This window comes from Umezawaea sp. Da 62-37, assembly GCF_032460545.1.
Lineage (GTDB): Bacteria > Actinomycetota > Actinomycetes > Mycobacteriales > Pseudonocardiaceae > Umezawaea.
On sequence record NZ_CP135965.1, the window covers coordinates 4,933,727 to 4,945,155 of the forward strand.

11 protein-coding genes are annotated in these 11,429 nt (G+C 69.2%); 6 read left to right on the forward strand and 5 right to left on the reverse strand.

Translation table 11 applies throughout. From position 1 onward, the window contains the following. Nucleotides 1–21: 21 nt before the first annotated feature. Both rpsG and rpsL read right to left on the reverse strand, forming a co-directional pair. Nucleotides 22–492: a 30S ribosomal protein S7 gene (gene rpsG / locus RM788_RS22245; protein WP_106187108.1), complete on the reverse strand. Its 471-nt coding sequence runs from the start codon at nt 490–492 to the stop codon at nt 22–24. Continuing rightward, on the reverse strand, nt 492–866 hold the full coding sequence (rpsL, locus tag RM788_RS22250; protein WP_090015396.1) for a 30S ribosomal protein S12: 375 nt from the start codon (nt 864–866) through the stop codon (nt 492–494). The genes rpsG and rpsL overlap by 1 nt, the downstream gene beginning before the upstream one ends. A 342-nt stretch (nt 867–1,208) precedes the next feature. Between rpsL and RM788_RS22255 the strand changes: the two genes are divergently transcribed. Then, entirely contained in the window at nt 1,209–1,685 is a 477-nt protein-coding gene (locus tag RM788_RS22255) for an LppU/SCO3897 family protein (protein ID WP_315933675.1), read from the forward strand. 839 nt (nt 1,686–2,524) lie between these two features. Here RM788_RS22255 and RM788_RS22260 read toward each other — a convergent pair. Beyond that, a complete protein-coding gene (locus tag RM788_RS22260; RefSeq protein ID WP_315933676.1) occupies nt 2,525–3,454 on the reverse strand; it encodes a DMT family transporter in 930 nt (309 codons plus the stop codon). Nucleotides 3,455–3,564: 110 nt separating this feature from the next. On the opposite strand from RM788_RS22260, the gene RM788_RS22265 reads away from it, so the two are divergent. The 5 genes from RM788_RS22265 to pip all read left to right on the forward strand — a co-directional run bounded on the left by RM788_RS22265 (nt 3,565) and on the right by pip (nt 6,729). After that, nucleotides 3,565–4,446 carry a phosphotransferase family protein gene (locus RM788_RS22265; RefSeq protein ID WP_315933677.1) on the forward strand — a complete coding sequence of 294 codons (882 nt, stop codon included), beginning with the start codon at nt 3,565–3,567 and terminating at the stop codon, nt 4,444–4,446. A gap of 48 nt (nt 4,447–4,494) precedes the next feature. After that, nucleotides 4,495–4,782, forward strand: a complete 288-nt coding sequence (locus RM788_RS22270; protein ID WP_315933678.1) for a TFIIB-type zinc ribbon-containing protein — start codon at nt 4,495–4,497, stop codon at nt 4,780–4,782. A 105-nt stretch (nt 4,783–4,887) separates the two neighbouring features. Then, nucleotides 4,888–5,334 carry a hypothetical protein gene (locus RM788_RS22275; RefSeq protein WP_315933679.1) on the forward strand — a complete coding sequence of 149 codons (447 nt, stop codon included), beginning with the start codon at nt 4,888–4,890 and terminating at the stop codon, nt 5,332–5,334. Continuing rightward, the gene (locus RM788_RS22280) at nt 5,331–5,768 is read left to right on the forward strand and encodes a hypothetical protein (protein WP_106187105.1); all 438 of its coding nucleotides are present in this window, start codon (nt 5,331–5,333) and stop codon (nt 5,766–5,768) included. Before RM788_RS22275 ends, RM788_RS22280 begins: the two co-directional genes overlap by 4 nt. A gap of 10 nt (nt 5,769–5,778) precedes the next feature. Continuing rightward, nucleotides 5,779–6,729 carry a prolyl aminopeptidase gene (pip, locus tag RM788_RS22285; RefSeq protein ID WP_315933680.1) on the forward strand — a complete coding sequence of 317 codons (951 nt, stop codon included), beginning with the start codon at nt 5,779–5,781 and terminating at the stop codon, nt 6,727–6,729. Here pip and RM788_RS22290 read toward each other — a convergent pair. Together RM788_RS22290 and RM788_RS22295 are read right to left on the reverse strand one after the other, a co-directional pair. Continuing rightward, a complete protein-coding gene (locus RM788_RS22290; RefSeq protein ID WP_315933681.1) occupies nt 6,726–7,304 on the reverse strand; it encodes a hypothetical protein in 579 nt (192 codons plus the stop codon). The two genes, pip and RM788_RS22290, sit on opposite strands and share 4 nt — an antisense overlap. A gap of 123 nt (nt 7,305–7,427) precedes the next feature. Then, nucleotides 7,428–11,324, reverse strand: a complete 3,897-nt coding sequence (locus tag RM788_RS22295; RefSeq protein WP_315933682.1) for a DNA-directed RNA polymerase subunit beta' — start codon at nt 11,322–11,324, stop codon at nt 7,428–7,430. Nucleotides 11,325–11,429: the final 105 nt, after the last annotated feature.

Here is an 11,429-nt window from a genome sequence, read left to right on the forward strand (position 1 = left end):
TGTTGCGGGCCGGGCATCACATCACCAGCGGTAGTGAGCGAAGGCCTTGTTGGACTCGGCCATCTTGTGCGTGTCCTCGCGACGCTTGACGCTCGCGCCGAGGCCGTTGCTCGCATCGAGCAGCTCGTTCATCAGGCGCTCGACCATCGTCTTCTCACGGCGCTGCCGGGAGAAGGTGATCAGCCAGCGGAGCGCCAGCGTGGTGGAGCGCGACGGACGAACCTCGACCGGCACCTGGTAGGTGGCGCCACCAACACGGCGGCTGCGCACCTCGAGGGTCGGCTTCACGTTGTCCAGCGCGCGCTTCAGCGTGACGACCGGGTCGGTACCGGTCTTCTCGCGAGCACCCTCGAGCGCTTCGTAGACGATCTTCTCAGCGACCGAGCGCTTGCCGTCGACCAGCACCTTGTTGATGAGCTGGGTCACCAGCGGAGAGCTGTAGACCGGGTCGGAGATCAGCGGCCGCTTCGGGGCCGGTCCCTTGCGGGGCATTAGCTCTTCTCCTTCTTCGCGCCGTAACGGCTGCGAGCCTGCTTGCGGTTCTTCACGCCCTGGGTGTCCAGGGAACCGCGGATGATCTTGTAACGAACACCCGGCAGGTCCTTCACACGACCACCGCGCACGAGCACCATCGAGTGCTCCTGCAGGTTGTGGCCCTCACCAGGGATGTACGCGGTGACCTCGATGCCACTGGTCAGCTTCACGCGGGCAACCTTGCGGAGCGCCGAGTTGGGCTTCTTCGGGGTCGTGGTGTAGACGCGGGTGCACACACCGCGCCGCTGCGGGCTCCCCTTGAGGGCCGCGGTCTTCTGCTTGGCGACCTTGTCAGTGCGGCCCTTGCGGACCAGCTGCTGGATCGTTGGCATACGCCGGCTGCTTCTTCCGTTGTTGCGTCTCGTCAAGCGGTCTGGCGAGCTCTGTTTACTTGATCCCTCTCTGCACCCGAGGTCGGGCGTGTCGCCCGGATCCCAAGGTCCGCGGGTAACACCGCAGGTGTTCCAGCGAGTGGAGGACACCGGTGCTTCAGGCAAACCAGCACCGCATCTGAGCTGCGCTGCTAATGCATAGGCACACGGAGCGGCCCGACATGGGTCGGGCACGAGTACCAAAGATACCTCTCCTCGTCTACCCGGGTCAAAACGGGGGTCTGGCGGGACGCGACCCGGTACACAGGGACTTCGAGATCACGACGTGCGGGGGACGCTTCGGTGACCGAGCGGACGACAAACCGAATCCGACAAGCGGCCGCCATCACAGCCGCCCTGGCGATCGCCACCTTCTGCTACTGGTCCTGGCCACGCGAACCGAACGTCGGCGGCTGCGCCACCGTCGACGAACACGCCGAACTGATCGCCACCGCCTGCGACGCCCCCACAGCCGTCTACCGCCTCGCCCGCCACACCCGCACCACCCACGGCTGCCCCTCAGGCGACTACCTCGCCGTCCCCAGACGCGGCGGCCGCCACCACAGCGGCAGCCTCGGCTGCTACACGCTCTCAGTCCACGCGGGCGACTGCCTGAACGGCCACGGCACCACGATCAGACGCGTGCCATGCACAACAGCAGCCGACCTACGGGTAGACGCGGTGCTGACGGACGAACACGACAAGCACACGTGCCCCGACCCACCCAGGTCAGTCACCTACTCGGACCCCACCACAACCATCTGCCTGTCCAAGCCCTGACAACCAGAACAAACCACCCCCACCCAGCGAAGCTGCGAATGTCTGACCGAAGCGAAGCCAGGTGCCTCGTCCGACGGCGAAGCCCAGGTGCCCCACCGACGCGCAGCGAGGTGCCCACCCCCGCAGAGCAAGGGACAACCCCCGCCGGCACAGCCGCCCCCTCGCATCCGGCGCGGAGCGCCCACCGCCCTGTCGGGCAACGCCCGATGCCTGGTCAGGCACAGCCTGATGCCCCAGTTCGGCACAGCAGAACGCCAGCGGAGCCAGACCTCCCCTGCCCCCGATACACAGCGCCCTCCTGCCTTGTCGTAGCTTGTCAAGATGGCTTTATCGTCTTGACAAGGTGCGGCAAGGCATTGAGACAATTGCGCGCACGGGGGCCGGGTTCCGCGCCGTGAACCCAACCCCGCACAACCCCCGCAGACCCAGGGCACACCTACCCAAAGGTCCCCCCGTCGTGAAGACCCCCCGACACACACGCTAGCCAAGGGGTACGACATTCCCCGAAAACCAACCCCACAAGATCCACAACCCAACCAAGCACCAACACCCCACACCACCAGCACTGGGGTTGGCTCTGGCATTGAGGTTGGCACTCGCGTTGGGGTTGGGGTTGGGGTTGGGGTTGGGGTCGACGCTGGCGCTGGCGTTGGCACTGGGGTCGGCACTGGCACTGGGGTCGGCACTGGCACTGGCGTTGGCACTGGCACTGGGGTCGGCACTGGCACTGGGGTCGGCACTGGCACTGGCGTTGGCACTGACGTTGACGTTGGCGCTGACACCTCACACCACCGAGCACCGGCACCGACAGCACCCATCACCCCCACCCCACCACCAACTCACACCCCCACATCCACCCCACCCCCAACCCGCCCAACCCGGCCAGCCCTCCCCGCTCGAGCCCCAGCCACCACCACAACCGCCAACCCCACCAACAACAACCCCACCCCCACCATCGCCCCCACCCCCGGCACCTGCCCCAACCACAACCAGGCGATCACCCCGGCCCCAGGCACCTCCAACAAGATCAGCAAACTCACCGTCCCCGCCGACACCTTCTGCAGCGCGTAGCTGAACATCGAGTGCCCCAACAGCTGCGCCCCCACCGCCAACCCCCCGATCGCCAGCCACGTCGTCCCGCTGAACCCCACCAACCGCACCCCGAACACCAAACACCCGACCAACAACAACACCGCGCACACCGAGTAGCAGACCAACGTGTACGTCGTGGTCGTCACCGAAACCCGAGCCCGCTCCCCCAACGCCGTGTACACAGCCGCCAACGCCCCACCCGCCAACGCCAGCAGATCCCCCCACAACGCGGGCCCCGCGACCTTGAAGTCCGCCCCGGTGGCAACCCCCACCCCGACCACCGCGAGCAGGATCCCCACCCACGTGGCAGCGGACTGCCTCCGCCCCTGCCACCGCGCGATCACCCCCTGCCACACCGGCTGGGTCGCCACCAGCGCCGTCGCCGTCGCCACCGACGTCAACTGCGTACTGGGCATCCACGTCGCGAAGTGCCCCGCCAACGCCACCCCCGCGAACGCGCTGTACCTCCCGGACCGCTGCCCGACGACGGCCCGCAACTCCCCACCGCGCCGGGCCAACGTGAACGGCGCCAGCACCCCCACCGCCAATCCCGTGCGCCAGAACGCCATCGCGAGCGCCGGAGCGGCCGCGAAGGCGATCAACGGGCCGGACGAGGAGACAGCGACCAGCGCGACGCCGATGGCCACCGCGGTCAGGGGATCGACGCGTGACTGCACCAGGCCATCCTCGCCCGCCCGCCGGCGCTTCCGCGGGTGGGAATGGCCACAGCGACCAGGTGCTCCACGGGTGGGAACGGCCGCGGCGGGCCGGGTGCTTCACTGGTGCGGTGAGCGCAGACCTCGTCGCGGCCATGGCCGCTCTCGTCCCGGACGACACCGACCCCGTGGTGCTCGCGGTGCGCGGTGACGTCGTGGTGATCAGGGTCGGGGAGGTCGTGGTCAAGGCGCACGAGCCCGGTGCGGACCCGGTGGTGCTGGGCGCGCGGATGCGGCTGGCGGGCGACCCGCGGCTGAGCGGGCTGCTGCTGCCGCCGCTGGACGTCTCCCCCGTGCTGCTCCACGGCCGGGTGGTCACGACGTGGCCGCTGGGCCGCCCGGTACCGGAGCGGGACCCGGAAACGGCGCCGCTGGAGGAAGCGGGCCGGCTGCTGGCCGCGCTGCACGAGTTCAAGCCGTCGGACTTCGCGGGGGCGCAGCCGCCGTCGGGGGCGCCGCACCGGTTCGCCAGGACCGTGGCCGACCTGCGGGCGTCCGGGCTCGGCGGGGACGCGGGGAAGGTGCTGCGGGCCCACGCGACGCTGCCGCCGGTCGACGCGCCCGCGCACCTGACCGTGTGCCACGGGGACTGGCACCTCGGGCAGATGGTCGAGGCGGACGGGTGGCGGTTGATCGACGTGGACGACCTCGGCGTCGGCGACCCGGCGTGGGACCTGGCGCGGCCCGCGGCGCTGCACGCGGCCGGGGTGCTGGACGCCGAGACGTGGGGGCGGTTCCTGGAGGCCTACACCGCGGCGGGCGGGGCGGCGGTGTCGGCGGTCGACCCGTGGGCGGCGCTGGACGTGCCCGCGCGCGCCCTGGTCGTGCAGATGGCGGCGCGTGCCCTGCTGGCTGCCCAGCGCGACGGGAAAGAGCTGGACGAGGCGCAGGAAGCGCTCGTGGAGTCGTGCGATCGGATCGTCTCGGCACATCCGCACATGGCTCGCGGCTAATATCGGACCAATCGCCGAAGCGGCGTGTACGAGCAGGAGGCCCACACGATGCAGTGTCCGAAGTGTCACGCGAACATGCGCACCTACGACCGCATGGGGGTGCACATCGACCAGTGCGATGGCTGCCGCGGCGTGTTCCTCGACTACGGCGAGCTGGAGGCGATCACCCGTCTGGAGACCCAGATGGCGACTCCTCCGCCCCCGCCGCCCGCTGCCTACCCCCCGCCCGGCTACGCGCAGCCCGCTCCCGCGTGGGGTGCGCCGCAGGTGCACTACGGCCACCACGGCCACCGTCGCAAGCACGGCGGTCTCGCGGGTCTTTTCTACTCCTCCTGACCTGTGCGGAAGCGGCCCCGGCGCCCTGGCTCCGGGGCCGTTCCCCGCTGTTGCGACTACCGAGAAACTAGGTAATAATCGGTAGTGAACCGAGGGGAGGCCGACATGTCCGTAGCAACCGAGGCAGCGCAGATCCGCGATCTGTTCGAGCAGATCGCCGAGATCGAAGAGGTGGCGCTGACGCTGCACGAGGACGACGCGCGCAGGCACAAGCTCACGGGCGTCGTGGCGAGGGCACTGCGGAAGGCACCCCCGATCCGGCCCGTCGTCGCCGGTGAACTGCTCGACCTGACCGAGAAGACGGTGAAGGCGTGGGCGCGCGAGGGCGTGCTCTCGATCAGCGCGAAGCAACCGCGGATGCTGCTCGACGCCGAACGCCTCCACGAGGTGCTGCACCTGGTGTCCGACCTGCGCCGCGCCGGCAAGAGCCGCGGCCTGCTCGACGAGGTGCACCGCAGGCTCAGCGACCTCGCGCTGCGCGACCGCGCCGACCTCGCGGTGAGCCTGGAGCAGATGCACCGGGGTGAAGGACACGTGGTCCGCACCGGTTGATCACGGTCGTCGAGACACCCGTCGCCAGCTCCCAGGCCTCCGGCCTGCGCGGGCCCGCCCGGCACGCCTACGACCGGTTCCTCGACGAGCTGTCGCACAGCGGCTGCGTCGCGCTCGGCTACCGCGTGACCGGCCCCGAACCGCTCCCCCGCCTGTGCGTGAAGCACCTGCGCGGCGCCGACCGGGTCGTGGTGGCCTTCCCCGCCCCCGAGACCGTCTGGGTGCTCCTCGTCGGCCCGCACGACGACGACCCCGGCCGCAACCTCTACGACGCCCTGTACGAACTCGCGGGCGTTCGGCCGCGCAGCGGCGACAAGCGCACCAAGCCCCGCTGCTGCGACGACGACACCGGCGCCCCACCGGTTGTGGACGCCGACCTGGTGGACGACCTCGTCGCCAGGGCGAGGGCCATCACACGGGCTCGCCGTCGTTAGTGTCGATCACATGACGAATCCGTTCCCCCCGATCGAACCCCACGACGACGGCTTCCTCGACGTCGGCGACGGCAACACCGTCCACTGGAAGGTCTTCGGCAACCCCGAGGGCAAGCCGGTGGTGATCCTGCACGGCGGACCGGGCTCCGGAAGTCCCAAGGGGACGCAACGCAGCTTCGACCCGACGAAGTTCCGAATAGTGCTGTTCGACCAGCGCGGCTGCGGCAGGAGCACCCCGCACGCGAGCGACCCGGCCACCGACATGAGCGTCAACACCACTGACCACCTGCTGCGCGACACCGAACTGCTCCGCGAGCACCTCGGCGTCGACCGCTGGCTGGTGTTCGGCGGCTCCTGGGGCACCACCCTCGCCCTCGCCTACGCGGAACGGTTCCCGGAACGCGTGACCGGGCTGATCCTGGTCTCGGTCACCACCTCCACCAGGGCCGAGACGGACTGGCTGTACCGGGGCGTCGGCCGGTTCTTCCCGGCGGAGTGGGCGGCCTTCCGCGCGGAAGTCCCCGATGGCACGGACCTCCTGGCCGGCTACCTGGCACTCCTGTCGGACCCGGACCCCGACGTGCGGTCCCGCGCCGCCACCGCCTGGTGCGCCTGGGAGGACGCGGTCCTGTCGATGGAGATCAGCGGCAAGCCGGACATGTACAGCGACAAGGCCTCCGACGCCATGGTCGCCATGGTCCGCATCTGCGCGCACTACGGCGTCCACGGCGCGTGGCTCGAGGAAGGCGCCCTGCTGCGGGACGTCGGCAAGCTGGCGGACATCCCCGCCGTCCTGGTGCACGGCAGGCGCGACATGAGCTGCCCGGCCGAGACCGCCTGGAAACTGGCGAAGGCCTGGCCGGGCGCGGAGTTGCACCTGGTCGAGGACTCGGGTCATCGGGGCGGACCGGACTTCCGCACCGCGCTCGGCGCCGCTGTCGCCAAGTTCACCCCGAGTTAGACCGGCCGCTGCCGCTCGAACTCCTCCGGCGTGCGAACGCCCTTGTCGAGCACGGCCGTGCAGATGTCGTTGCCGGTCACGGACTTCCCGTACTCCGGACGCTCGGACCAGGCCTCCTTGATGTGGAGGATCGCCTCGCGGGTCTCGTCCGTGAGGCGGCCGGGCAGCGTCCGCACGTGCTCCAGGTCCGGCTGCCGCGCGGGCTCGTCCACGAACCAGATGTCCAGGTTCCAGTCGAGCCCGTGCGCGGACCGGCATCCGACGCCGAGGTAGAAGCCGTCGGGATAGGCGGGGTCGGTGTTCCAGTCGCCGGTGTCGTTGCGGAACAACACCTTCCCGACCCGGTCGTGCCGGGCGAGCTCACCGCCGAGCTCCACCACCGCCTCGTGGGTGGCCATGTCCAGTGCCGGGCACACGACGGTGATGTCGATGTCCCGCCGAACCATGAGCCCCAGGGCCGAACTGCCCACGCGGACCGGCTCACCGAACTCGGCCAGGGACTGCTTCAACCCCAAGGCGTCCACGATCGCGTCCGCCGCCACCTGCAACTCGCCCTGCCGCGTCACAACGTCCATCGCCCCAGTCTCCTGCGACCGGCACGCGTCCGCGACTCAGGGAGCCCGACGACGAGAACCGCCGCCCCAACGCGAAAGGCCCCCGCGGCCGGAGCTGCGGGGGCCTTTCGCGTGACCAGTGGACTAGCGGTAGTCGCGACCGAAGTCGTAGTCGTCCAGCGGAACCGCCGCACCCGTGCCGGTGCCGAAGACGTCGGGCGTGTAGTACCCGTCGTCGTACGAGGGGATCGCGTAGGCCGCGGCCCGCGCTTCCTCGGTCGGCTGGACCTGGATGTTGCGGTACCTGTTGATGCCCGTACCAGCCGGGATCAACTTACCGATGATCACGTTCTCCTTGAGACCGATGAGCTTGTCCGAGCGGCCGTTGATGGCCGCGTCGGTCAGGACCCTGGTGGTCTCCTGGAAGGAGGCCGCGGACAGCCACGAGTCCGTCGCGAGCGACGCCTTCGTGATGCCCATCAGCACCGGACGACCGGCCGCGGGCTCGCCACCCTCGGAGACGACCTTGCGGTTGCCCGCCTCGAAGTTGGCGCGCTCGACCAGGGAGCCGGGGAGGAACTCCGCGGTGCCCGAGTCGATGATCGTGACCCGGCGCAGCATCTGCCGGACGATCACCTCGATGTGCTTGTCGTGGATCGCCACGCCCTGTGCGCGGTACACCTTCTGGACCTCGGTGACGAGGTGCAGCTGGGCCTCGCGGGGCCCCATCACGCGGAGCACCTCGTGCGGGTCGGGCGTGCCCTCCAGCAGCTGCTGGCCGACGGTGACGTGGTCGCCGTCCGCGAGCGGGCCGGTGGGGGTGTTGGCGAGGCGCTGGCGCTTCGACAGCTTCTCGAAGACGATCTCCTCGGACCCGTCGTCCGGGATGAGGGTGATCTTCCAGAAGCGGTCGCCGTCCTCCAGGCGCACCCGGCCGTCGACGTCCGCGATGGGCGCCTTGCCCTTGGGCACACGAGCCTCGAACAGCTCCTGCACACGGGGCAGACCGGTCGTGATGTCGTCACCGGCGACACCACCCTGGTGGAAGGTGCGCATCGTCAGCTGCGTGCCGGGCTCACCGATCGACTGCGCGGCCACGATGCCCACGGCCTCGCCGACGTCGACGAGCTGGCCGGTAGCCATCGAGCGGCCGTAGCAGCTCGCGCAGACACCGACGGGCGTCTCGCAGGTCAGGACCGAGCGGACCTTGACCTTGAGGATGCCCGCCTCGACCAGCTTCGCCAGGGCGGGGTCGCCCAGGTCGTCGCCGCGGTTGAGCAGCAGGTTGCCGTTCAGGTCGTTCAGGTCGTCCGCCAGGGTGCGGGCGTACACGCTCGTCTGCGCGAACTCGTGCATGACGACCTTGTCGCCCGCCTTCTCGCCCACCGGCAGGGTCACGCCGCGGGTGGTGCCGCAGTCGACCTCGCGGATGATGACGTCCTGCGACACGTCCACCAGACGACGGGTCAGGTAACCCGAGTCGGCGGTGCGCAGCGCGGTGTCGGCGAGGCCCTTGCGGGCGCCGTGCGTGGCGATGAAGTACTCCAGCACCGACAAGCCCTCGCGGAACGAGGCCTTGATGGGGCGTGGGATGTACTCGCCCTTCGGGTTGGTCACCAGACCGCGCATACCGGCCAGCGACCGGACCTGGGTCATGTTGCCCGCCGCGCCCGACTTCACGATCATGCGGATCGGGTTGTCGTCGGGGAAGTTGGCCTCCATGACCTCGGCGACCTCTTCCGTCGCCTTGGTCCACACCTTGACCAGCTCGTTGTTGCGCTCCACGTAGGAGAGCTGACCGCGCTGGTAGCGCTTCTCGACCGCTTCCGCGAGCTTCTCGTGCTCCTCGAGGATGCCCTGCTTGGCAGCGGGCACGAGGACGTCCGAGATGGCGACGGTGACGCCGGACCTGGTGGCCCAGTAGAAACCGGCGTCCTTCAGCTTGTCCAGCGTCCGGGCAACGGTGACCATCGGGTACCGCTCGGCCAGGTCGTTGATGATCGTGGCCTGCCGCTTCTTCGGCATGACCTCGTTGATGAACGCGTAGTCCTGCGGCAGCACCTCGTTGAACAGGACGCGGCCGAGGGTCGTCGTGGCGAGCCACGGCTGACCGGGCTCCCAGCCCTCGGGCGTCTCGTTCTTCGGCGGGTTCTTGTCCGTGACGCGGATCTTCACCATCGACTGGAGGCCCAGGACCTTGCGGTCGAACGCCATCATCGCCTCGGCGACCGACGAGTAGGCGTGGCCTTCGCCGAGGTCGCCTTCCCGGTGCCGGGTGAGGTGGTAGAGACCGGTCACCATGTCGAGTCGCGGCATGGCCAGTGGCTTGCCGGACGCGGGCGACAGGATGTTGTTCGACGACAGCATCAGCACGCGCGCCTCGGCCTGCGCCTCGGCGGACAGCGGCAGGTGGACCGCCATCTGGTCACCGTCGAAGTCGGCGTTGAACGCCTCGCACACGAGCGGGTGCAGCTGGATGGCCTTGCCCTCGACCAGCTGGGGCTCGAAGGCCTGGATGCCCAGGCGGTGCAGCGTGGGCGCGCGGTTCAGCAGCACGGGGTGCTCGGTGATGACCTCTTCCAGCACGTCCCACACGGCCGGGCGCGCGCGCTCGACCATCCGCTTGGCGGACTTGATGTTCTGCGCGTGGTTGAGGTCGACCAGCCGCTTCATCACGAACGGCTTGAACAGCTCCAGCGCCATCTGCTTGGGCAGACCGCACTGGTGCAGCTTGAGCTGCGGGCCGACCACGATGACCGAACGGCCGGAGTAGTCGACGCGCTTGCCGAGCAGGTTCTGGCGGAACCGGCCCTGCTTGCCCTTCAGCAGGTCGGACAGCGACTTGAGCGGGCGGTTGCCCGGCCCGGTCACCGGGCGACCGCGGCGGCCGTTGTCGAACAGCGCGTCGACGGCCTCCTGGAGCATCCGCTTCTCGTTGTTGACGATGATCTCGGGCGCGCCGAGGTCGATCAGCCTCTTGAGGCGGTTGTTCCGGTTGATCACGCGGCGGTACAGGTCGTTCAGGTCCGACGTGGCGAAGCGGCCACCGTCGAGCTGCACCATCGGGCGCAGGTCCGGCGGGATGACCGGGACGCAGTCGAGGACCATGCCCTGCGGGTTGTTGCGCGTCTGCTGGAACGCGGCGACGACCTTGAGCCGCTTGAGCGCGCGCAGCTTCTTCTGGCCCTTGCCGCTGCGGATGGTCTCGCGCAGCACGTCGGCCTCGGCGTCGACGTCGTAGTCGCCCAGCAGTCGCTGGATCGCCTCCGCGCCCATGGCACCGGTGAAGTAGTCGCCGTAGCGGTCGTACAGCTCGCGGTAGATCATCTCGTCCATGACGAGCTGGGCGCGCTCGAGCTTGGTGAACGTCGTCCAGATCTCGTCCAGGCGGTCCAGCTCACGCTGGGCGCGGTCGCGGAGCTGGCGCATCTCACGTTCGCCGCCCTCCTTGACCTTGCGGCGGACGTCGCTCTTCGCGCCTTCGGCCTCGAGCTCGGCCAGGTCGGCCTCGAGCTTCTGCGCGCGGCCTTCCACGTCTGCGTCGCGCTTGTTCTCGACGCGCTTGCGCTCGACCTGCATCTCGCTGTCCAGAGTGGACAGGTCGTTGTGGCGCAGCTCGGTGTTGACGCCCACGATGACGTAGGCGGCGAAGTAGATGATCTTCTCGAGGTCCTTGGGGGCCAGGTCGAGCAGGTAGCCCAACCGGCTGGGAACGCCCTTGAAGTACCAGATGTGCGTGACGGGCGCGGCCAGTTCGATGTGGCCCATCCGCTCACGGCGCACCTTGGCGCGGGTCACCTCGACGCCGCAGCGCTCGCAGATGATGCCCTTGAAGCGGACGCGCTTGTACTTGCCGCAGTAGCACTCCCAGTCCCGCGTGGGACCGAAGATCTTCTCGCAGAACAAGCCGTCCTTCTCGGGCTTGAGCGTGCGGTAGTTGATGGTCTCGGGCTTCTTGACCTCGCCGAACGACCACTGGCGAATGTCATCGGCGGACGCGAGACCGATGCGGAGCTCATCGAAGAAGTTGACGTCGAGCACGTCTTCTCTTCTCCCCTTCGGTTGGTTTTGCTTGCCCCAGAAGGCAATGACTCAGGAGTGGGGTCGGGCCGAACGGCGGGGAGCACGCGGGAGGCGCGCTCCCCC

Bases quoted from the DNA above. Each gene is read 5' to 3' on its own strand.
- rpsG (WP_106187108.1), bottom strand. From the start codon at position 492: ATGCCCCGCAAGGGACCGGCCCCGAAGCGGCCGCTGATCTCCGACCCG.
- rpsL (WP_090015396.1), bottom strand. From the start codon at position 866: ATGCCAACGATCCAGCAGCTGGTCCGCAAGGGCCGCACTGACAAGGTC.
- RM788_RS22270 (WP_315933678.1), top strand. From the start codon at position 4,495: ATGCAGTGTCCGAAGTGTCACGCGAACATGCGCACCTACGACCGCATG.
- RM788_RS22275 (WP_315933679.1), top strand. From the start codon at position 4,888: ATGTCCGTAGCAACCGAGGCAGCGCAGATCCGCGATCTGTTCGAGCAG.
- pip (WP_315933680.1), top strand. From the start codon at position 5,779: ATGACGAATCCGTTCCCCCCGATCGAACCCCACGACGACGGCTTCCTC.
- RM788_RS22290 (WP_315933681.1), bottom strand. From the start codon at position 7,304: ATGGACGTTGTGACGCGGCAGGGCGAGTTGCAGGTGGCGGCGGACGCG.